Origin of the sequence: Citrobacter pasteurii, assembly GCF_019047765.1 — a bacterium.
Taxonomy (GTDB): Bacteria; Pseudomonadota; Gammaproteobacteria; order Enterobacterales; family Enterobacteriaceae; genus Citrobacter; species Citrobacter pasteurii.
On the sequence record NZ_CP077262.1, the window covers coordinates 1,732,206 to 1,753,974 of the forward strand.

Here is a 21,769-nt window from a genome sequence, read left to right on the forward strand (position 1 = left end):
GGGGGAGGTTTTACCTGAAATATGCCACGGAGGCGGGTATGAAACTGGCAATCGTCACAGGACAAATTGTTTGTACCGTTCGCCATCAGGGGCTCGCGCACGACAAGTTACTGATGGTGGAAATGATTGATGCCCAGGGAAATCCCGACGGGCAGTGCGCTGTTGCGATAGACAGCATCGGGGCGGGAACCGGAGAGTGGGTGCTGCTGGTCAGTGGAAGCTCAGCCCGCCAGGCGCACCATAACGACTCATCGCCTGTCGATCTGTGCGTGATTGGCATCGTCGATGAAGTGGTGGCAGGTGGGAAAGTGGTATTTCACAAATAAGGCAGAAAATCATGAATCAACAGGATATTGAACAGGTCGTGAAAGCGGTGCTGCTGAAAATGAAAGACAGCAGTCAACCCGTCAGTGCCGTTCAAGAAATGGGCGTCTTTGCCTCCCTGGATGACGCAGTGGCGGCAGCAAAAGTGGCCCAGCAGGGGCTGAAAAGCGTTGCTATGCGCCAACTGGCCATTCACGCCATTCGTGAAGCGGGTGAAAAACACGCCAGAGAATTAGCGGAATTTGCCGTCAGTGAAACAGGCATGGGACGCGTTGAAGATAAATTTGCCAAAAACGTGGCGCAGGCTCGCGGCACACCGGGCGTGGAATGCCTGTCTCCACAGGTATTGACCGGCGATAACGGCCTGACGCTGATTGAAAACGCACCGTGGGGCGTGGTGGCTTCGGTAACGCCGTCCACCAACCCGGCGGCGACCGTCATTAACAACGCCATCAGCCTGATTGCCGCGGGTAACAGCGTCGTCTTTGCGCCGCATCCGGCAGCAAAAGGCGTTTCTCAGCGCGCGATCGGCCTGCTTAACCAGGCGGTAGTCGCCGCAGGTGGTCCGGCGAACCTGCTGGTTACCGTTGCTAACCCGGATATCGAAACCGCCCAGCGTTTGTTCAAGTACCCGGGCATCGGACTGCTGGTCGTCACCGGTGGTGAAGCGGTGGTGGAGTCTGCGCGTAAGCATACCAACAAGCGTCTGATTGCCGCAGGTGCCGGTAACCCGCCGGTGGTGGTGGATGAAACGGCCGATCTGACTCGCGCCGCGCAGTCCATCGTCAAAGGCGCGTCGTTTGATAACAACATTATCTGTGCCGATGAAAAAGTGCTGATCGTCGTGGATAGCGTTGCTGATGAACTGATGCGTCTGATGGAGGGCCAGCACGCGGTCAAACTGACGACCGCCCAGGCTGAACAGCTACAACCGGTACTGCTGAAAAATGTCGATGAGCGTGGTAAAGGCACGGTCAGCCGTGACTGGGTCGGGCGCGATGCGGCAAAAATCGCCGCGGCGATCGGCCTGAACGTTCCGGAGCAAACCCGCTTGTTGTTCGTCGAAACCTCCGCCACGCATCCGTTTGCTGTGACTGAACTGATGATGCCGGTGCTGCCGGTGGTGCGGGTGGCTAACGTTGACGAAGCCATTGCGCTGGCCGTTACGCTCGAAGGTGGTTGTCACCATACGGCGGCGATGCACTCACGCAACATCGACAACATGAACCGTATGGCTAACGCCATCGACACCAGCATTTTCGTCAAGAACGGACCGTGCATTGCCGGTCTTGGGCTTGGCGGCGAAGGCTGGACGACCATGACCATTACCACGCCAACCGGGGAAGGGGTGACCAGTGCGCGCACGTTTGTACGCCTGCGTCGCTGTGTGCTGGTGGATGCGTTTCGCATCGTATAAGGAGTGAAAGAGATGGCGCATGACGAACAACTGTGGCTCACACCCAGACTGCAAAAAGCGGCATCGCTGTGTAACCAGACGCCTGCCGTAAGCGATTCACCGCTGTGGCTGGGCGTTGATTTGGGAACCTGTGATGTAGTGTCGATGGTTGTCGACAGCGATGGGCAGCCGGTTGCGGTTTGTCTGGACTGGGCTGACGTCGTGCGTGATGGCATCGTCTGGGATTTCTTCGGTGCTGTGACCATTGTTCGTCGCCATCTCGATACGCTCGAGCAACAACTGGGTTGCCGCTTTACTCATGCGGCTACCTCATTCCCGCCGGGCACTGATCCGCGTATCTCCATCAACGTGCTGGAGTCCGCCGGGCTTGAGGTGAGCCGTGTGCTGGATGAGCCAACCGCCGTGGCGGATCTGCTGGCGCTTGATAACGCCGGAGTCGTCGATATCGGCGGTGGTACGACCGGTATCGCCATTGTGAAAAAGGGCAAAGTGACTTACTCCGCTGACGAAGCGACCGGTGGGCACCACATTTCCCTGACGCTCGCCGGGAACCGTCGTATTCAACTGGAAGAAGCCGAGCAGTTCAAACGCAGCAATGGCAAAGAAATCTGGCCGGTGGTTAAGCCGGTTTACGAAAAGATGGCGGAAATCGTCGCCCATCATATTGCCGGACAAGGGATTACGGATTTATGGCTGGCCGGTGGGTCCTGTATGCAGCCGGGTGTTGATGAGCTTTTTCGTAAGCGTTTCCCGGAGCTGCAGGTGCATTTACCGCAGCACAGTCTGTTTATGACCCCGCTGGCGATTGCCAATAGCGGAAAAGTAAAAGCGGAAGGAATCTATGCAAGCTGAATTGCAGACCGCGCTCTTTCAGGCATTCGATGCCCTGAATCTGCAACGCGTAAAAACGTTCAGCGTTCCACCGGTCACATTATGCGGACTGGGAGCGCTCAGCACCTGCGGACAGGAAGCGCAAACGCGCGGACTGACGCATATGTTCGTCATGGTTGACAGCTTCCTGCATCAGGCGGGGATGACCGCCGCTCTGGAACGTAGCCTGGCGATGAAAGGCGTGGCAATGACGCTGTGGCCATGTCCGGTCGGCGAGCCGTGTATTACGGACGTCTGCGCGGCGGTCGCGCAACTGCGCGAATCAAAATGTGACGGCGTGGTGGCCTTTGGCGGCGGCTCTGTACTGGATGCCGCTAAAGCAGTGGCGCTGCTGGTGACCAACCCGACGCAAACGCTGGCTGACATGACGGAGCACAGCGTGCTGCGCCCGCGTCTGCCGCTGATTGCCGTGCCAACCACCGCCGGAACCGGGTCAGAAACCACCAACGTTACGGTGATTATCGACGCCGCCACCGGACTTAAAAAAGTGCTGGCGCATGCAACCCTGATGCCGGACGTCGCCATTCTGGATGCCGCTGTAACGGAGGGCGTTCCCGCGCACGTGACGGCAATGACTGGTATTGACGCGCTGACCCATGCCGTTGAAGCGTACAGCGCGCTGAACGCGACGCCGTTTACCGACAGCCTGGCGATTGGCGCGATTGCGATGATTGGTAAATCGCTGCCGAAGGCCGTCGGATACGGCCATGATCTGGCGGCGCGGGAAAGCATGTTACTGGCGTCCTGCATGGCGGGAATGGCGTTTTCCAGCGCGGGGCTGGGCCTGTGTCACGCGATGGCGCACCAACCGGGTGCGACGCTGCATATCCCGCACGGACAGGCTAACGCCATGCTGCTGCCCACGGTAATGGGATTCAACCGCATGGTGTGTCGTGAGCGTTTCAGCCATATCGGCAGGGCGTTAACCAACAAGAAGTCGGACGATCGTGATGCCATCAACGCCGTCAGCGAGCTGATTAGCGAAGTGGGCCAGACCAAACGCCTCTCTGACGTTGGGGCAAAACCCGAGCATTACAGCGCATGGGCACACGCCGCGCTGGAGGATATTTGTATTCGCAGTAACCCACGCACCGCCACGCAGGCACAGATTATCGACCTGTACGCGGCTGCCGGGTAATGCCTGTAGGCCGGATAAGGTGCTCGCACCGCCATCCGGCAATAACACGGCGTTAATGCCGGAGGCGACGTAAACGTCTTATCCGGCCTACAAATCACAAATGACAGGGAGTAGGGGCTATGGGAATTAACGAAATCATCATGTACATCATGATGTTCTTTATGCTGATTGCCGCCGTGGACAGGATCCTGTCGCAGTTCGGCGGTTCGGCGCGCTTCCTCGGTAAGTTCGGTAAGAGCATTGAGGGATCGGGCGGTCAGTTTGAAGAAGGCTTTATGGCAATGGGCGCGCTGGGCCTGGCGATGGTCGGTATGACCGCGCTGGCGCCGGTACTTGCGCATGTGCTCGGGCCGGTGATTATTCCGCTGTACGAAATGTTGGGCGCGAACCCGTCGATGTTTGCCGGAACGCTGCTGGCGTGCGATATGGGCGGCTTCTTCCTGGCGAAAGAACTGGCGGGCGGCGACGTTGCGGCATGGCTGTACTCTGGCCTGATCCTCGGCGCGATGATGGGACCGACGCTGGTGTTCTCCATTCCGGTTGCGCTGGGAATTATTGAACCGTCTGACCGTCGTTATCTGGCGCTGGGCGTGCTGGCCGGTATCGTCACCATTCCGATTGGCTGTATTGCGGGTGGTCTGGTCGCGATGTACTCCGGCGTGGAAATCAACGGTCAGCCGGTGGAGTTCACCTTTGCGTTGATCCTGATGAACATGATCCCGGTGCTGATCGTGGCCGTGTTGGTGGCGCTGGGACTGAAATTCATCCCGGAAAAAATGATCAACGGCTTCCAGATCTTCGCCAAGTTCCTGGTAGCGCTGATCACCCTTGGTCTGGCGGCTGCGGTGATTAAATTCCTGCTCGGCTGGGAGCTGATCCCGGGTCTTGATCCTATTTTCATGGCGCCAGGCGATAAGCCGGGTGAAGTGATGCGCGCCATCGAAGTTATCGGTTCTATCTCCTGTGTGCTGCTGGGTGCCTATCCGATGGTGCTGCTGCTGACCCGCTGGTTTGAAAAACCGCTGATGAGTGTCGGCAACCTGTTGAAAGTTAATAACATTGCGGCTGCGGGTATGGTGGCAACGCTTGCCAACAACATCCCAATGTTCGGCATGATGAAAAACATGGATACCCGCGGCAAAGTGATCAACTGCGCGTTCGCGGTCTCAGCGGCCTTCGCTCTGGGTGACCACTTAGGCTTCGCCGCTGCCAACATGAACGCCATGATCTTCCCGATGATTGTCGGCAAGCTGATCGGCGGCGTGACGGCGATTGGCGTGGCTATGCTGTTAGTACCGAAAGACGAAGATGTTCCGGCACCAGCAGAAACCAATCCGGAGGCGCAATCGTGAACACTCGCCAGCTACTGAGCGTCGGTATCGATATCGGCACCACAACTACTCAGGTGATCTTCTCGCGCCTTGAGCTGGTTAACCGTGCGGCAGTGTCGCAGGTGCCGCGCTACGAATTCATCAAACGCGAAATTAGCTGGCAAAGCCCGGTGTTCTTTACCCCCGTTGATAAGCAGGGCGGGTTGAAAGAGGCCGAACTGAAAGCACTGATCCTCGCCCAGTATCAGGCGGCAGGGATTGCGCCAGAGAGCGTCGATTCCGGCGCGATCATCATTACCGGAGAAAGCGCCAAAACCCGCAATGCTCGTCCGGCGGTGATGACGCTCTCCCAGTCGCTGGGCGACTTCGTGGTGGCAAGCGCTGGCCCACATCTGGAATCGGTGATTGCTGGTCATGGTGCGGGTGCCCAGACTCTGTCAGAGCAGAAGTTGTGCCGTGTACTGAATATCGACATCGGCGGGGGGACGTCGAACTACGTGCTGTTCGACGCGGGAAAAGTCAGCGGCTCGGCCTGTCTGAACGTCGGCGGACGGCTACTGGAAACGGACGGCCAGGGGCGCGTGGTTCACGCGCATCAGCCAGGACAAATGATTGTTGATGACGTATTTGGTCCAGGCACTGATGCCCGAACTCTCAATGCGGCGCAGCTTGTTCAGGTGGCGCGACGGATGGCTGCGCTGATTGTGGAGGTGATTGATGGCACGCTTTCACCGCTGGCGCAGGCGCTGATGCAAACCGGTCTGCTGCCCGTTGGCGTGAAGCCTGAAGTGATTACGTTGTCCGGCGGGGTGGGTGAGTGCTACCGCAACCAACCTGCCGATCCGTTCTGTTTTTCCGACATTGGGCCGCTGTTAGCAACGGCGCTGCATGAACATCCGCGCCTGCGTGAGATGAACGTGCAGTTTCCGGCGCAAACCGTGCGCGCCACGGTGATTGGCGCCGGGGCGCATACGCTGTCGCTTTCGGGCAGCACTATCTGGCTGGAGGGTGTGGCGCTTCCGCTGCGCAATCTGCCGGTGGCGATTCCGGTTGATGAGGCTGATCTGGTGGCGGCCTGGCAGCAGGCGCTGCTGCAGCTCGACCTTGACCCGAAAACCGACGCCTACGTGCTGGCGCTGCCAGGTTCGTTACCGGTGCGCTACGCCGCGCTGTTAACGGTGATTGATGCACTGCTGGCCTTTGTCGCGCGCTATCCGAATCCGCATCCCCTGCTGGTGGTAGCCGAGCAGGATTTTGGTAAAGCCCTGGGCATGCTGTTACGCCCACAGTTACAGCAACACCCGCTGGCGGTCATCGATGAGGTGGTTGTCCGGGCGGGGGACTATATCGACATTGGTACGCCTCTTTTTGGCGGATCGGTTGTGCCGGTGACGGTGAAATCACTCGCATTTCCTTCCTGAGGGAACGACTTATGAAACTAAAGACCACATTGTTCGGCAATGTTTATCAGTTTAAGGATGTAAAAGAGGTGCTGGCAAAAGCCAACGAACTGCGTTCGGGGGATGTGCTGGCAGGGGTAGCTGCAACCAGTTCGCAGGAGCGCGTGGCGGCCAAACAGGTGTTGTCGGAAATGACGGTGGCGGATATTCGCAATAACCCGGTGATTTCCTATGAAGAGGACTGCGTCACGCGTCTGATTCAGGATGACGTCAACGAAACGGCCTATAACCGCATCAAAAACTGGAGCATCAGTGAGCTGCGCGAGTACGTGTTGAGTGATGAAACCTCTGTCGATGACATTGCGTTTATGCGCAAAGGGTTAACGTCAGAAGTGGTCGCAGGCGTGGCTAAAATTTGCTCCAACGCGGATCTGATCTACGGTGGCAAAAAAATGCCGGTGATCAAAAAAGCCAACACCACCATTGGCTTGCCGGGCACCTTCAGCTGTCGTTTACAGCCGAACGATACCCGTGACGACGTGCAGAGTATTGCCGCGCAAATCTACGAAGGGTTGTCCTTCGGTGCAGGTGATGCGGTGATCGGCGTTAACCCGGTAACGGATGACGTGGAAAACTTAAGCCGCGTGCTCGATACCGTGTATGGCGTTATCGACAAGTTCAATATTCCGACCCAGGGCTGCGTACTGGCGCACGTCACCACCCAGATCGAAGCAATTCGTCGCGGTGCGCCGGGCGGGCTGATTTTCCAGAGTATCTGCGGCAGTGAGAAAGGCTTAAAAGAGTTTGGCGTTGAGCTGGCGATGCTGGATGAGGCGCGTGCAGTGGGCGCGGAGTTCAATCGTATCGCCGGGGAAAACTGCCTGTACTTTGAAACCGGGCAAGGGTCTGCGCTCTCCGCTGGCGCTAACTTCGGCGCCGATCAGGTGACGATGGAAGCGCGTAACTACGGGCTGGCGCGTCACTACGATCCGTTCCTGGTGAACACCGTGGTGGGCTTTATCGGGCCGGAATATCTCTACAACGACCGTCAGATTATTCGCGCGGGCTTAGAAGATCACTTCATGGGCAAGCTGAGCGGCATCTCAATGGGCTGCGACTGCTGTTACACCAACCATGCTGATGCTGACCAGAACCTCAACGAAAACCTGATGATTCTGCTCGCCACCGCTGGCTGCAACTACATCATGGGCATGCCGCTCGGTGACGACATCATGCTCAACTACCAGACCACCGCCTTCCACGACACCGCGACCGTGCGCCAGTTGCTGAACCTGCGTCCGTCACCGGAGTTTGAACGCTGGCTGGAAACCATGGGCATTATGGCAAACGGTCGCCTGACCAAACGGGCGGGCGATCCGTCACTGTTCTTCTGATGACGCGGGGATGACATACGATGGATCAAAAACAGATTGAAGAAATTGTACGCAGTGTAATGGCGTCAATGGGGGAGTCACAGCCGCAGGCTCAAGCGCCGTCACCAGAAACGAAATGCAGCACTACGCAGTGCGCCGCACCAACGGGTGAAAGCTGTGCGATGGACTTAGGTTCAGCCGAAGCGAAAGCGTGGATTGGCGTTGAGAACCCGCATCGCGCAGAAGTGCTGACCGAGCTGCGCCGCAGCACCGCCGCGCGTGTATGTACCGGTCGTGCCGGTCCGCGTCCGCGCACTCAGGCGCTGCTGCGCTTCCTGGCTGACCACTCGCGTTCAAAAGATACAGTGTTGAAAGAAGTACCGGAAGAGTGGGTGAAAGCGCAAGGCTTGCTGGAAGTACGCTCAGAAATCAGCGACAAAAATCTGTATCTGACGCGCCCGGACATGGGGCGTCGTCTGAGCGCAGAAGCCATTGAAGCGCTGAAATCACAGTGTGTAATGAACCCGGATGTGCAGGTGATTATCTCTGATGGTCTGTCTACCGACGCCATCACCGCTAACTACGAAGAGATCCTGCCGCCGCTGTTGTCAGGCTTAAAACAGGCCGGATTAAAAGTCGGGACACCGTTCTTTGTTCGCTATGGCCGCGTGAAAATCGAAGATCAGATCGGTGAACTGCTCGGAGCGAAAGCAGTGATCCTGCTGGTTGGGGAACGTCCGGGCCTCGGCCAGTCGGAAAGTCTGTCCTGCTATGCCGTCTATTCGCCACGCGTGGCGACGACCGTTGAAGCTGATCGTACCTGTATCTCCAATATTCACCAGGGCGGTACGCCACCGGTTGAAGCGGCGGCGGTGATCGTGGATTTGGCCAAGCGCATGCTGGAGCAAAAAGCGTCCGGCATCAATATGACCCGTTAAGGAGGCATCATGCCAGCATTAGATTTGATTAGACCTTCAGTCACCGCAATGCGCGTGATTGCCTCGGTAAATGACGGTTTTGCCCGTGAACTTAAATTACCGCCACATATACGTAGTCTCGGACTCATCACAGCAGATTCTGATGACGTGGCGTATATTGCCGCAGACGAAGCGACAAAACAGGCGATGGTGGAAGTGGTTTATGGCCGCTCGCTGTATGCCGGCGCGGCGCACAGTCCCTCTCCAACCTCGGGCGAAGTGCTGATCATGCTCGGCGGGCCGAACCCGGCCGAAGTTCGCGCCGGCCTGGACGCCATGGTCGCCAATATCGAAAGCGGCGCGGCGTTCCAGTGGGCCAATGACGCAGAAGATACCGCCTTCCTTGCGCACGTGGTTTCGCGTACCGGTTCGTATCTCTCGGCGACCGCAGGATGCCGACTTGGCGATCCGATGGCGTATCTGGTGGCACCGCCGCTGGAAGCAACATTTGGTATTGATGCTGCGCTTAAATCTGCCGATGTACAGATTGTCACCTATGTGCCGCCGCCGTCAGAAACCAACTACTCAGCGGCGTTTTTAACCGGTAGCCAGGCTGCCTGTAAAGCTGCCTGTAATGCTTTCGCTGATGCTGTTCTGGATATTGCCCGTAATCCTGTCCAGCGCGCGTAAGAGAGGTTGCAATGATCAATGCACTGGGATTACTGGAAGTGGATGGCATGGTGGCTGCCGTAGACGCGGCGGATGCCATGCTGAAAGCCGCGAACGTGCGTCTGCTCAGTCACCAGGTGTTGGATCCTGGCAGGCTGACTCTGGTGGTGGAAGGCGATCTGGCCGCGTGTCGTGCAGCGCTGGATGCCGGAAGCGCAGCCGCAGCGCGTACAGGACGTGTTGTCAGCCGCAAGGAGATAGGGCGGCCGGATGATGACACCCAGTGGCTGATCGGCGGTTTTACGCGCCAGCCGAAGAAACCAGAACCGAAGAAACCAGAGCAGAAGCCTGAAGTGAAGTCAGATGAGGCCCCAGAGAAGACGCAGGAAGCATCTGTGTCATCTGAATCCTCTGATGAATTGCTGGCGCTGTTAACATCGGTCCGTCAGGGAGTGACGGCAGGGGAAGTGGCTGCCCACTTTGGCTGGTCACTTGATGAAGCCAGAAAGGCGCTGGAACAGCTCTTTTCTGACGGAGCGTTGCGTAAACGCAGTAGTCGCTATCGCTTAAAAAATTAACCTGTCGGAGGGCCGGGGGCTTCGTTGAAGCTTCCGGCTTAAAAGATCATGAAAAAGACCCGTACTGCAAACCTGCACCATCTTTATCATGAAGCATTACCCGAAGACGTTAAACTTACGCCGAAAGTGGAGGTGGACAACGTTCACCAGCGGCGAACAACGGATGTGTATGAGCATGCGCTGACGATTACCGCCTGGCAGCAGATCTACGACCAATTACATCCGGGAAAATTTCATGGCGAGTTCACGGAAATCCTGCTCGACGATATTCAGGTGTTCCGTGAATACACCGGTCTGGCGCTGCGTCAGTCGTGTCTGGTCTGGCCGAACTCGTTCTGGTTTGGTATTCCGGCCACCCGTGGCGAACAGGGATTTATTGGTACCCAGTGTCTGGGTAGCGCTGAAATCGCTACCCGTCCAGGTGGGACAGAGTTTGAACTGAGTACGCCGGACGATTACACCATTCTGGGTGTCGTTATTTCGGAAGAGGCGATTGCCCGTCAGGCTAACTTCCTGCATAACCCGGAAAGGGTGCTGCATATGCTGCGCAACCAGTCGGCGCTGGAGGTGAAAGAACAACATAAAGCCGCCCTTTGGGGCTTTGTGCAGCAGGCGCTGGCAACGTTCAGCGAAAATCCGGCGAATCTTCATCAGCCTGCGGTGCGCAAAGTGTTGGGCGATAACCTGCTGCTGGCGATGGGCACCATGCTGGAGGAAGCGCAGCCGATAATCACGGCTGAGAGCATCAGCCATCAGAGCTATCGCCGCCTACTGTCGCGGGCGCGCGAATACGTGCTGGAAAATATGTCAGAACCGCTGACCGTGCTCGACCTGTGTAACCAGCTGCACGTCAGCCGCCGGACGTTGCAAAACGCTTTTCACGCAATCCTCGGCATTGGACCGAATGCCTGGTTAAAACGCATTCGCCTGAACGCCGTGCGTCGCGAGCTGATAAGCCCGTGGTCGCAAAGTACCACGGTGAAAGACGCTGCCATGCAGTGGGGATTCTGGCATTTAGGGCAGTTTGCGACCGACTACCAGCAGTTGTTTGCGGAGAAACCGTCGCTGACGCTGCATCAGCGCATGCGCCAGTGGGCGTGATGGTATAGCTTGAGTAGGCCTGATAAGGCGTTCGCCGCCATCAGGCAATTGTGGTTGCTGCGCTGCCGGATGGCGACGCCTTGCGTCTTATCCGGCCTACGAATTGTTCCGCCATCAGGCCATTACACCCAGTCGCGCACCTGAATAAACTCGCTAAGGGCGGCTTCCGGGCTGCCGTCATCCGGGTGGTAATCATATTCCCAACGCACCAGCGGCGGCATCGACATCAAAATCGATTCCGTGCGTCCGCCGGTTTGTAAGCCAAACAGCGTGCCGCGATCCCACACCAGGTTGAACTCCACGTAGCGCCCACGGCGATAAAGCTGGAAGTTACGCTCGCGCTCACCCCATATCATCGCTTTGCGGCGTTCGACGATCGGCAGATATGCGTCGGTGTAGCCTGCGCCAACCGCCTGCATAAAGGCGAAGCAGTGATCGAAATCCGGCGTATTTAAGTCATCGAAAAACAGCCCGCCGATGCCGCGCTGCTCGTTACGGTGCTTGAGAAAGAAGTAGTCATCGCACCATTTTTTGTAACGCGGGTACACGTCATCACCGAACGGCTGGCACAGATCACGCGCCGTGCGGTGCCAGTGCACCGCATCCTCATCAAAGCCGTAGTAGGGTGTTAAGTCAAAGCCGCCGCCAAACCACCACACCGGCTCGGCGTCCGGTTTTTCCGCGATAAAAAAACGCACGTTGGCATGGCTGGTCGGAATGTAAGGATTCTGCGGATGCACCACCAGCGAGACGCCCATGGCCTCAAAACTGCGCCCGGCAAGCTCCGGGCGATGGGCGGTAGCCGAGGCCGGCATTGCATCGCCGTAGACGTGGGAGAAGTTGACGCCCGCTTGCTCGAAAATACCACCGTTACGCAGCACCCGGCTGCGCCCGCCGCCGCCCGCTTCGCGCTGCCAGTTATCTTCAACGAACCCGGCGCCATCTACGGCGGATAACTGCTGACAAATATCATCCTGCAGGCTGAGCAGGAACTGTTTTACGCGCTGTGCATCGGGCTTCATGATTAACGTTTCTTCGAGTGTGCTTTCTGGTTATCAAACCAGTGGAAATAGCTAATGATGCCATTGGCGATAGCGGTAGCGATTTTTTGACGAAATGCCGTCGTGCCGAGCAGTCGCTCTTCTTCCGGATTGGTAATGAACGAGGTTTCGACCAGTACCGACGGAATCGAAGGTGATTTTAGCACCACGAAGGCGGCCTGTTCAGTGCTACGACTGTGCAGACGGTGTACCGGCTTAATCTTTTTGAGAATATGCGACCCTAAGGTCAGGCTGTTTTTAATGGTGTCGGTTTGCACCAGATCGAACAGTACCTGCTGCAGCAAATGGTCTTTATCAGTGGTCTTCTTTCCGGCCACTTCATCGGCCCGGTTTTCACGATCGGACAGATATTTCGCCATGGCGCTACTGGCGCCGCGATTAGACAGCGCAAAGACCGATGCCCCTGCCGCACTCGGATTGGTGAAGCCGTCGGCGTGAATTGACATAAACAGATCGGCGCCATGCTTGTGGGCTATCTCGACGCGATCGTACAGCGGAATAAACGTATCGCCGGAGCGGGTCAGGCGCGCATCAATGCCCTGGTTGCGTAGAATCGAGCGCACGTTTTTGGCAATCGCCAGCACCACGTGCTTCTCCTTCGAACCGTTGCGACCAATTGCGCCGGTATCAATCCCGCCGTGACCCGGATCGAGGACAACTACGCGCTTAGCGCCGGCTTTTTTCGCTTTCGGTTTGCTGTGCCCATTGCTGGTCTTAAGCGCTTCTTCTTTAGCGATGGCTTGCGACATGCCTGACAGCGTCAGGGCGGCCAGCCCGGCTTTCAACACCTGGCGGCGCGATGTGAGTGTTTTTAGTGGTTTAAAAGTGCTCATACGGCCTGAGTTGTAAAAAAAGGTTCTAAACGTTATATCGTATCGCGTTGTCCGTTGCGACGGATCGGGATAAGAATTGTTTTACTTTTCATTTCAATACGTGACAATTCCGTATTATGCCATTTTTTCCGCCGCTTCGCGTCAGATATTGGCTAAATCAGTGGTTCGCGCCATAATCGCTTTTTAACGTCCTGAAAAGGTAACCAATACCATGGAAATACGCGTTTTTCGCCAGGAAGATTTCGAAGAGGTGATCACCCTCTGGGAGCGCTGTGATTTGCTGCGTCCATGGAATGACCCGGAAATGGACATTGAACGCAAAGTCAATCATGACGTCAGCTTGTTTCTGGTCGCAGAAGTGAACGGTGAAGTTGTCGGCACAGTGATGGGCGGCTACGACGGACATCGCGGTTCGGCCTATTATCTCGGCGTGCATCCTGAGTTTCGCGGTCGCGGTATCGCTAATGCGCTACTCAACCGGTTGGAGAAAAAGCTCATTGCCCGCGGTTGCCCGAAGATTCAAATCATGGTGCGTGACGATAACGATGTCGTCCAGGGCATGTATGAACGTCTGGGCTATGAACATGCGGATGTACTCAATCTGGGCAAGCGTTTGATTGAAGATGAAGAGTACTGAGTTTCATCCGGCCGACTATGACGGTCATGGGCGTCTGCGCCTGCCTTTTCTCTTCTGGTGCGTACTGTTGTTGCAGGCACGCACCTGGGTTTTGTTTGTGATTGCCGGTTCTTCCCGTGAGCAGGGCAACACATTGCTGAATCTGTTTTATCCCGATCATGACGCATTCTGGCTGGGTTTGCTCCCCGGCGTTCCCGCCGTACTGGCGTTTTTACTCAGCGGGCGGCGTTTTGCGTTCCCCGTTTTGTGGCACAGGCTGCGCGGATTATTGATTCTCGCTCAACTGGTGCTGCTGTGCTGGCAGCCGGTGATGTGGCTGGCAGGCGATCCGCTCAACGGTGTCGGGCTGGCGCTGCTGGTGGCGGATATCGTCGCACTGGTCGGGCTGTTAACCAATCAACGTTTGCGTGCCTGTTTTTCCCTTGAGAAAGAATAACGGCACTTTTTGGGGAAACCGGACTCCAAGCAACGTTGATAAATAAGGAAGGAAGTGAAATGAAATCACTGCGTTTGACTTTATGCGCGATGCCGCTGCTACTGACCGGGTGTTCAACGTTGTCCTCGGTGAACTGGTCTGCCGCCAATCCGTGGAACTGGTTTGGTTCTTCAACGCAGGTCACAGAGCAGGGCGTCGGAGTGTTAACGGGCGCGACACCGCTGGATGAAAAAGCCATTGCTGATGCGCTGGACGGTGATTACCGCCTGCGTAGCGGGATGAAGACTGATAACGGAAATGTGGTGCGCTTCTATGAAGCGCTGAAAGACGACAAGCTGGCGATAGTCATCAATGGCAGCCAGGGAACCATTAGTCGTATTGATGTGTTAGACCACGATATTTCGTCAGTCGCGGGTGTCGAAATCGGTACACCGTTTAGCGACCTTTACACTAAAGCTTTCGGTAATTGCCAAAAGGCAACCGGCGATGACAGCGCGGGCGTTGAGTGTAAAGCTGAAGGAAGTCAACATATTAGCTATATTTTTTCCGGTGAATGGAGCGGGCCTGAGGATATAATGCCGTCTGACGACACGCTGAAAGCGTGGAAAGTAAGCAAAATTATCTGGCGGCGTTAATTTGCGTCTGAACAAATCGGCTTGTTAAAAAAAGAGGTAGAATAGCGCCCATCAATGCCACGGTGTCGTGGCATCTTTTTTTCAGGAGGAACAATGTCTCAGGTTCAGAGTGGCATTTTGCCAGAACATTGCCGTGCGGCGATTTGGATTGAAGCCAATGTTAAAGGCGACGTTGAGGCCCTGCGTGCGGCCAGCAAAACCTTCGCCGATAAGCTGGCGACCTTTGAAGCTAAGTTCCCGGATGCGCATCTGGGCGCGGTTGTCGCTTTTGGCAACAACACCTGGCGTGCATTGAGCGGCGGCGTCGGTGCTGAAGAGTTAAAAGACTTTATCCCTTACGGTAAAGGTCTGGCACCAGCAACCCAATATGACGTGTTGATCCATATTCTCTCTTTGCGTCATGACGTGAATTTCTCCGTTGCGCAGGCGGCAATGGAAGCATTTGGCGACTGTATTGAAGTCAAAGAAGAAATCCACGGTTTCCGTTGGGTCGAAGAGCGTGACCTCAGTGGCTTTGTTGACGGTACGGAAAACCCGGCAGGCGAAGAAACGCGCCGTGAAGTCGCCGTTATCAAAGATGGTGTGGATGCCGGTGGCAGCTATGTGTTTGTGCAGCGTTGGGAACATAACCTGAAGCAGCTTAATCGCATGAGCATCCATGACCAGGAAATGATGATTGGCCGCACCAAGGAAGCCAACGAAGAGATCGATGGTGACGATCGTCCGGTAACATCCCACCTGAGCCGTGTTGACCTCAAAGAAGACGGTAAAGGGCTGAAAATTGTGCGCCAGAGCCTGCCATACGGCACTGCCAGCGGCACGCATGGTCTCTATTTCTGCGCCTACTGCGCCCGTCTGCACAACATTGAACAACAGTTGCTGAGCATGTTTGGCGATACCGACGGCAAACGTGATGCAATGCTGCGCTTCACCAAACCGGTCACCGGTGGCTATTACTTTGCACCGTCGCTGGATCGACTGATGGCGCTGTAACCCCAGTGTTGCCTGGTTGCGCTCACGCTTACCAGGCCTACCGCGTTCTTATCTGTCATGAAATTGAAAATCCCCGCCCCGACGGGGATTTTTTTTACCTGAAATTAACCTGATTTAGTGAGCTATTCCTCAGCATGAATTTGTTAATGCTGTATCTTCTGCGTGAATGAAGTGAAGGCTTCATATTCAAAAGGAGAATATTGAAATGGGAAAACTCACGGGCAAAACAGCATTGATTACGGGCGCATCTCAGGGTATTGGCGAGGGGATCGCCAGAACGTTTGCCCGCCATGGCGCGAACTTAATCCTGCTGGATATCTCCGATGAGATTGAAAAGCTGGCGGATGAACTGGCTGGGCGCGGGCATCGCTGCACAGCGGTTCACGCAGACGTCAGAGATTTTGCGTCGGTCACGGAAGCGGTAAAACGCGCGAAGAAAATTGAAGGCAAAATCGACATTCTGGTCAACAATGCAGGCGTATGTCGCCTTGGCAACTTCCTTGAAATGAGCGATGAAGATCGCGACTTCCACATTGATGTCAACATTAAAGGCGTCTGGAACGTGACGAAGGCCGTTCTGCCGGAGATGATTGCGCGCAAAGACGGGCGCATCGTGATGATGTCATCGGTAACAGGCGATATGGTAGCCGACCCGGGCGAAACGGCGTATGCGCTGTCGAAAGCCGCTATTATCGGCTTAACCAAGTCCCTGGCGGTTGAATACGCGCAGTCCGGCATTCGCGTAAATGCCATTTGCCCAGGCTACGTTCGTACGCCGATGGCAGAGAATATCGCGCGTCAGTCTAACCCGGACGATCCTGAATCCGTATTAGTCGACATGGCGAAAGCGATCCCGATGCGTCGTCTGGCCTGTCCGCTTGAAGTGGGTGAACTGGCGGCGTTCCTCGCGTCGGATGAGTCCAGCTATTTAACTGGCACGCAAAACGTGATTGATGGCGGCAGCACCCTGCCTGAAAGCATCAGCGTCGGCATCTGATTGATGCCTGTCTCCTCCCCGGTGAACCTGGGGAGGGGTTTCCCCTTATTCTCTTTTCAACTTTCAAATCATCAAACGGTATATAAAACCGTTACTCCTTTAGTGCCGGTTATAAATATGATGACCATAAGAAAGTCATTAAATTTATAAGGGTGCGCAATGGCCGTTAACTTACTGAAAAAAAGAACCCTGACGCTGGCTGCAATGTTGTTGCTGGTGGGTCAGGCGCAGGCAACGGAACTGCTGAACAGTTCATACGATGTGTCTCGCGAGCTGTTTGCCGCCCTTAATCCGCCGTTTGAACAGCAATGGGCGAAGGATAACGGCGGTGACAAACTGACGATTAAACAATCTCATGCCGGGTCATCAAAACAGGCACTGGCGATTCTGCAAGGGCTGAAAGCCGATGTGGTGACCTATAACCAGGTCACCGATGTGCAGATCCTGCATGACAAAGGCAAGCTGATCCCGGCCGACTGGCAAAGTCGTCTGCCGAATAACAGCTCGCCGTTCTATTCCACCATGGGCTTCCTGGTGCGTAAGGGGAACCCGAAGAATATTCATGACTGGAATGACCTTGTGCGTTCTGATGTGAAACTGATTTTCCCGAACCCAAAAACCTCCGGTAACGCGCGCTATACCTATCTGGCGGCGTGGGGTGCTGCGGATAAAGCTGACGGTGGCGATAAAGCCAAAACTGAACAGTTCATGACCCAGTTTCTGAAAAACGTCGAAGTGTTTGATACCGGCGGCCGCGGTGCTACCACCACCTTTGCAGAGCGCGGCCTGGGCGATGTGCTGATCAGCTTCGAATCAGAAGTGAACAACATTCGCAAACAGTATGAAGCGCAGGGTTTTGAAGTGGTTATCCCGAAAACCAATATCCTCGCCGAATTCCCGGTAGCCTGGGTAGATAAAAACGTGCAGGCCAACGGGACTGAAAAAGCGGCTAAAGCGTATCTGAACTGGCTGTACAGCCCGCAGGCGCAAACCATCATTACCGATTTCTACTACCGCGTGAATAACCCGCAGGTGATGGACAAACAGCAAGATAAATTCCCGCAGACTGAATTGTTCCGCGTAGAAGACAAGTTCGGCTCCTGGCCTGAAGTGATGAAGACACACTTTGTCAGCGGTGGTGAGCTGGACAAGCTGTTGGCGGCGGGGCGCAAGTAAATGTTTGCTGTTTCTTCCCGACGCGTGTTGCCCGGCTTCACCTTAAGCCTGGGCACCAGCCTACTGTTTGTCTGCCTGATATTGCTGCTGCCGCTTAGCGCGCTGGTGATGCAACTGGCGCAAATGAGCTGGGCGCAATACTGGGATGTGATTACCAACCCGCAGGTGGTGGCGGCGTATAAAGTGACGCTGCTGTCGGCGTTTGTGGCATCGATTTTTAACGGCGTGTTTGGCCTGCTGATGGCGTGGATCTTAACCCGCTATCGTTTTCCGGGTCGGACGCTGCTGGATGCGCTGATGGATCTGCCATTCGCGCTGCCTACGGCGGTGGCGGGTCTGACGCTGGCGTCGCTGTTTTCGGTCAACGGTTTCTACGGCGAGTGGCTGGCGAAGCTGGATATTAAGGTGACTTACACCTGGCTCGGTATCGCGGTGGCGATGGCGTTTACCAGTATTCCGTTTGTGGTGCGAACTGTGCAGCCGGTGCTGGAAGAGTTAGGCCCGGAATATGAAGAAGCGGCGGAAACGCTCGGTGCCACGCGCTGGCAGAGCTTTCGTAAAGTGGTGTTACCGGAGCTGTCTCCCGCGCTGGTGGCGGGGGTTGCGCTTTCGTTTACCCGCAGCCTCGGTGAGTTTGGCGCCGTTATCTTTATCGCCGGAAATATCGCATGGAAAACGGAAGTGACCTCGTTGATGATTTTTGTTCGCTTGCAGGAGTTTGACTATCCGGCTGCCAGTGCGATTGCCTCTGTGATCCTCGGGGCGTCGCTGTTGCTGCTGTTTTCGATTAACACCCTGCAAAGTCGCTTTGGTCGACGCGTGGTAGGTCACTGATGGCAGAGATTACCCAATTGAAACGCTATGGCGCGCCCCGTATTAACTGGGGGAAATGGTTTCTGATCGGCACAGGCATGCTGGTGTCCGCGTTTATTTTGCTGGTGCCGATGATTTACATCTTCGTGCAGGCGTTCAGCAAGGGATTAATGCCGGTATTACAGAACCTGGCCGACCCGGACATGCTGCACGCTATCTGGTTAACGGTGCTGATTGCGCTGATTGCGGTGCCGGTGAATCTGGTGTTTGGCGTGATGCTGGCCTGGCTGGTGACCCGTTTTAACTTCCCTGGACGCCAGTTGCTGTTGACGCTGCTGGATATTCCGTTTGCTGTGTCGCCTGTGGTCGCCGGCCTGGTGTATCTGCTGTTTTACGGCTCTAACGGTCCGCTGGGCGGATGGCTGGATGAACACAATCTGCAAATTATGTTTGCCTGGCCGGGAATGGTGCTGGTCACGGTGTTCGTGACCTGTCCGTTTGTGGTGCGCGAACTGGTGCCGGTGATGTTGAGTCAGGGCAGTAACGAAGACGAAGCGGCGGTTCTGCTTGGCGCATCCGGTTGGCAGATGTTCCGCCGTGTGACGCTGCCGAATATTCGTTGGGCGTTGCTGTACGGCGTGGTGCTGACTAATGCCCGTGCGATTGGCGAATTTGGCGCGGTGTCGGTGGTTTCCGGCTCGATTCGCGGCGAAACCTTGTCTCTGCCGCTACAAATTGAATTACTGGAGCAAGACTACAACACGGTCGGCTCCTTTACCGCCGCGGCGCTGTTAACGCTGATGGCGATTATTACCCTGTTTTTGAAGAGCATGTTGCAATGGCGTCTGGAGAACCAGGAGAAACGCGCGCAGCAGGAGGAAAATCATGAGCATTGAGATTGCCAATATTAAGAAGTCTTTTGGTCGCACCCAGGTGCTGAACGATATCTCGCTGGATATTCCTTCAGGTCAGATGGTCGCGTTGCTGGGGCCATCTGGCTCGGGCAAAACCACGCTGCTGCGCATTATTGCCGGGCTGGAACATCAGTCCAGCGGGCATATTCGCTTTCATGGTACTGACGTCAGTCGCTTACATGCGCGTGATCGTAAAGTTGGCTTCGTATTTCAGCACTACGCGCTGTTTCGCCATATGACCGTTTTCGACAACATCGCCTTTGGCCTGACGGTGTTACCGCGTCGCGAGCGTCCAAATGCGGTGACCATCAAAGCGAAAGTCACCAAATTGCTGGAGATGGTGCAGCTTGCCCATCTGGCGGATCGCTTTCCGGCGCAACTTTCCGGTGGGCAAAAACAGCGCGTGGCGCTGGCACGAGCGTTAGCGGTGGAACCGCAGATCCTGCTGCTCGATGAGCCGTTTGGCGCGCTCGATGCTCAGGTACGTAAAGAGTTGCGTCGCTGGCTGCGTCAGTTGCATGAAGAGCTGAAGTTCACCAGCGTGTTTGTTACTCACGATCAGGAAGAAGCGACAGAAGTCGCAGACCGCGTGGTGGTGATGAGCCAGGGCCATATCGAACAGGCCGATGCGCCCGATCAGGTATGGCGCGAACCGGCTACCCGCTTTGTGCTGGAGTTTATGGGTGAGGTTAACCGACTGCAAGGGACGATTCGCGGTGGACAATTCCACGTCGGCGCACACCGCTGGCCGCTGGGCTATACGCCAGGCTATCAGGGACCGGTGGATCTGTTCCTGCGTCCGTGGGAAGTGGACGTCAGCCGCCGTACCAGCCTGGATTCACCGCTGCCTGTTCAGGTACTGGAAGCCAGTCCGAAAGGTCACTACACCCAATTAGTTGTGCAGCCGCTGGGGTGGTATAACGAACCGCTGACGGTAGTAATGCAGGGCGATAATCCCCCGAGTCGCGGTGAGCGCCTGTTTGTTGGGCTGCAAAATGCACGTCTGTATAACGGCGAACAGCGCATTGAAACGCGCGAAGCGGAGCTTGCTCTGGCGGAATCTGCCTGATAGGTTAATTTGCAGGTTTATCGCCCGGTGGCGCTATGCTTACCGGGCCTACCGCATATGCCGTGATTTTGTAGGCCGGGTAAGCGCAGCGCCACCCGGCTTTTTATTGGACAGCACTCATGAACACATTAGAACAAACGATTGGCAATACGCCTCTGGTGAAATTACAACGTCTGACGCCGGATAACGGCAGTGAAATTTGGGTCAAGCTGGAAGGCAATAATCCTGCGGGTTCGGTGAAAGACCGCGCCGCGCTGTCGATGATCGTCGAAGCGGAAAAGCGTGGAGAAATTCAGCCGGGTGATGTGCTGATCGAGGCAACCAGCGGCAACACCGGGATTGCGCTGGCGATGATCGCCGCGCTGAAAGGCTATCGCATGAAGCTGTTAATGCCGGACAACATGAGTCAGGAACGCCGTGCGGCGATGCGTGCCTACGGGGCTGAACTGGTTCTGGTGACCAAAGAGCAGGGGATGGAAGGAGCGCGTGATTTAGCTCTGGAAATGGCGCAACGCGGCGAAGGAAAACTTCTGGACCAGTTCAACAACCCGGATAACCCATACGCGCATTACACCACAACCGGCCCGGAAATCTGGCAGCAGACGTCAGGCCGCGTTACCCATTTCGTTTCCAGTATGGGAACAACGGGCACCATTACCGGCGTGTCGCGTTTTCTGCGTGAACAGGAAAAATCGGTCACAATCGTGGGTCTGCAGCCGGAAGAGGGCAGCAGTATTCCGGGAATTCGCCGCTGGCCAGCGGAGTATATGCCAGGCATTTTTAACGCCTCGCTGGTGGATGAAGTGCTGGATATTCATCAGAACGATGCGGAAAACACTATGCGTGAGCTGGCCGTTCGTGAAGGCATTTTCTGCGGTGTCAGCTCTGGCGGCGCGGTGGCGGGGGCGTTACGCGTGGCACGTGCTACACCTGGAGCCGTGGTGGTGGCGATCATCTGCGATCGCGGCGATCGCTACCTTTCGACCGGCGTTTTTGGCGAGGAGCACTTTAACCAGGGCGCAGGGATCTAATTTGTTTGCCTGATAAGCGTAGCGCCATCAGGCAA

23 protein-coding genes are annotated in these 21,769 nt (G+C 56.0%); 21 read left to right on the forward strand and 2 right to left on the reverse strand.

Annotated features, from left to right (window positions below; all coding sequences use genetic code 11):
- The first annotated feature begins 38 nt into the window (after window positions 1-38).
- The 11 genes from eutN to eutR all read left to right on the forward strand — a co-directional run bounded on the left by eutN (window position 39) and on the right by eutR (window position 11,139).
- Window positions 39-326: an ethanolamine utilization microcompartment protein EutN gene (gene eutN, locus I6L54_RS08355; RefSeq protein WP_005121909.1), complete on the forward strand. Its 288-nt coding sequence runs from the start codon at window positions 39-41 to the stop codon at window positions 324-326.
- Window positions 327-337: 11 nt separating this feature from the next.
- The gene (locus I6L54_RS08360; RefSeq protein ID WP_005121910.1) at window positions 338-1,741 is read left to right on the forward strand and encodes an aldehyde dehydrogenase family protein; all 1,404 of its coding nucleotides are present in this window, start codon (window positions 338-340) and stop codon (window positions 1,739-1,741) included.
- Window positions 1,742-1,753: 12 nt separating this feature from the next.
- Complete coding sequence (eutJ, locus tag I6L54_RS08365; protein WP_005121911.1) at window positions 1,754-2,593, forward strand: ethanolamine utilization protein EutJ; 840 nt, start codon at window positions 1,754-1,756, stop codon at window positions 2,591-2,593.
- Complete coding sequence (gene eutG / locus I6L54_RS08370; RefSeq protein ID WP_005121912.1) at window positions 2,583-3,770, forward strand: ethanolamine utilization ethanol dehydrogenase EutG; 1,188 nt, start codon at window positions 2,583-2,585, stop codon at window positions 3,768-3,770. The genes eutJ and eutG overlap by 11 nt, the downstream gene beginning before the upstream one ends.
- Before the next feature lie 119 nt (window positions 3,771-3,889).
- On the forward strand, window positions 3,890-5,122 hold the full coding sequence (eutH, locus tag I6L54_RS08375; protein ID WP_003038023.1) for an ethanolamine utilization protein EutH: 1,233 nt from the start codon (window positions 3,890-3,892) through the stop codon (window positions 5,120-5,122).
- Window positions 5,119-6,522 (forward strand): ethanolamine ammonia-lyase reactivating factor EutA, encoded by a 1,404-nt coding sequence (gene eutA, locus I6L54_RS08380; RefSeq protein ID WP_005121913.1) that lies wholly within the window; start codon window positions 5,119-5,121, stop codon window positions 6,520-6,522. The genes eutH and eutA overlap by 4 nt, the downstream gene beginning before the upstream one ends.
- Before the next feature lie 11 nt (window positions 6,523-6,533).
- Window positions 6,534-7,895: an ethanolamine ammonia-lyase subunit alpha gene (gene eutB, locus I6L54_RS08385; RefSeq protein WP_005121914.1), complete on the forward strand. Its 1,362-nt coding sequence runs from the start codon at window positions 6,534-6,536 to the stop codon at window positions 7,893-7,895.
- A 20-nt stretch (window positions 7,896-7,915) separates the two neighbouring features.
- Window positions 7,916-8,812 carry an ethanolamine ammonia-lyase subunit EutC gene (gene eutC / locus I6L54_RS08390; RefSeq protein WP_005121916.1) on the forward strand — a complete coding sequence of 299 codons (897 nt, stop codon included), beginning with the start codon at window positions 7,916-7,918 and terminating at the stop codon, window positions 8,810-8,812.
- Between the two features lie 9 nt (window positions 8,813-8,821).
- Window positions 8,822-9,481 carry an ethanolamine utilization microcompartment protein EutL gene (gene eutL, locus I6L54_RS08395; RefSeq protein ID WP_040233508.1) on the forward strand — a complete coding sequence of 220 codons (660 nt, stop codon included), beginning with the start codon at window positions 8,822-8,824 and terminating at the stop codon, window positions 9,479-9,481.
- An 11-nt stretch (window positions 9,482-9,492) separates the two neighbouring features.
- Window positions 9,493-10,038 carry an ethanolamine utilization microcompartment protein EutK gene (locus I6L54_RS08400; RefSeq protein ID WP_005121919.1) on the forward strand — a complete coding sequence of 182 codons (546 nt, stop codon included), beginning with the start codon at window positions 9,493-9,495 and terminating at the stop codon, window positions 10,036-10,038.
- A gap of 48 nt (window positions 10,039-10,086) precedes the next feature.
- A complete protein-coding gene (eutR, locus tag I6L54_RS08405) occupies window positions 10,087-11,139 on the forward strand; it encodes an HTH-type transcriptional regulator EutR (RefSeq protein WP_005121920.1) in 1,053 nt (350 codons plus the stop codon).
- A 122-nt stretch (window positions 11,140-11,261) separates the two neighbouring features.
- Here the strand turns inward: eutR and hemF are convergent, their stop codons facing one another.
- Both hemF and amiA read right to left on the reverse strand, forming a co-directional pair.
- Window positions 11,262-12,161 carry an oxygen-dependent coproporphyrinogen oxidase gene (gene hemF, locus I6L54_RS08410; RefSeq protein WP_005121922.1) on the reverse strand — a complete coding sequence of 300 codons (900 nt, stop codon included), beginning with the start codon at window positions 12,159-12,161 and terminating at the stop codon, window positions 11,262-11,264.
- Window positions 12,162-12,163: 2 nt separating this feature from the next.
- On the reverse strand, window positions 12,164-13,033 hold the full coding sequence (amiA, locus tag I6L54_RS08415) for an N-acetylmuramoyl-L-alanine amidase AmiA (RefSeq protein WP_005121924.1): 870 nt from the start codon (window positions 13,031-13,033) through the stop codon (window positions 12,164-12,166).
- Window positions 13,034-13,244: 211 nt separating this feature from the next.
- On the opposite strand from amiA, the gene I6L54_RS08420 reads away from it, so the two are divergent.
- The 10 genes from I6L54_RS08420 (at window position 13,245) to cysM (ending at window position 21,734) form a co-directional block, all read left to right on the forward strand.
- The gene (locus I6L54_RS08420; protein ID WP_003038048.1) at window positions 13,245-13,670 is read left to right on the forward strand and encodes a GNAT family acetyltransferase; all 426 of its coding nucleotides are present in this window, start codon (window positions 13,245-13,247) and stop codon (window positions 13,668-13,670) included.
- A complete protein-coding gene (locus tag I6L54_RS08425) occupies window positions 13,657-14,106 on the forward strand; it encodes a DUF2919 domain-containing protein (RefSeq protein ID WP_005121926.1) in 450 nt (149 codons plus the stop codon). The genes I6L54_RS08420 and I6L54_RS08425 overlap by 14 nt, the downstream gene beginning before the upstream one ends.
- A gap of 59 nt (window positions 14,107-14,165) precedes the next feature.
- Complete coding sequence (locus I6L54_RS08430; protein WP_005121928.1) at window positions 14,166-14,741, forward strand: RpoE-regulated lipoprotein; 576 nt, start codon at window positions 14,166-14,168, stop codon at window positions 14,739-14,741.
- A gap of 93 nt (window positions 14,742-14,834) precedes the next feature.
- A complete protein-coding gene (gene yfeX / locus I6L54_RS08435) occupies window positions 14,835-15,734 on the forward strand; it encodes a porphyrinogen peroxidase (protein ID WP_003838547.1) in 900 nt (299 codons plus the stop codon).
- Window positions 15,735-15,939: 205 nt separating this feature from the next.
- Entirely contained in the window at window positions 15,940-16,731 is a 792-nt protein-coding gene (gene ucpA / locus I6L54_RS08440; RefSeq protein WP_005121934.1) for an SDR family oxidoreductase UcpA, read from the forward strand.
- Between the two features lie 159 nt (window positions 16,732-16,890).
- Window positions 16,891-17,907, forward strand: a complete 1,017-nt coding sequence (cysP, locus tag I6L54_RS08445; RefSeq protein WP_005121936.1) for a thiosulfate/sulfate ABC transporter substrate-binding protein CysP — start codon at window positions 16,891-16,893, stop codon at window positions 17,905-17,907.
- The gene (gene cysT, locus I6L54_RS08450) at window positions 17,908-18,741 is read left to right on the forward strand and encodes a sulfate/thiosulfate ABC transporter permease CysT (RefSeq protein ID WP_003038061.1); all 834 of its coding nucleotides are present in this window, start codon (window positions 17,908-17,910) and stop codon (window positions 18,739-18,741) included.
- Window positions 18,741-19,616: a sulfate/thiosulfate ABC transporter permease CysW gene (gene cysW / locus I6L54_RS08455; RefSeq protein WP_005121938.1), complete on the forward strand. Its 876-nt coding sequence runs from the start codon at window positions 18,741-18,743 to the stop codon at window positions 19,614-19,616. Before cysT ends, cysW begins: the two co-directional genes overlap by 1 nt.
- Window positions 19,606-20,703 (forward strand): sulfate/thiosulfate ABC transporter ATP-binding protein CysA, encoded by a 1,098-nt coding sequence (gene cysA, locus I6L54_RS08460; protein WP_005121940.1) that lies wholly within the window; start codon window positions 19,606-19,608, stop codon window positions 20,701-20,703. The genes cysW and cysA overlap by 11 nt, the downstream gene beginning before the upstream one ends.
- Before the next feature lie 119 nt (window positions 20,704-20,822).
- The gene (gene cysM / locus I6L54_RS08465) at window positions 20,823-21,734 is read left to right on the forward strand and encodes a cysteine synthase CysM (protein WP_040233513.1); all 912 of its coding nucleotides are present in this window, start codon (window positions 20,823-20,825) and stop codon (window positions 21,732-21,734) included.
- Window positions 21,735-21,769 lie beyond the last annotated feature (35 nt).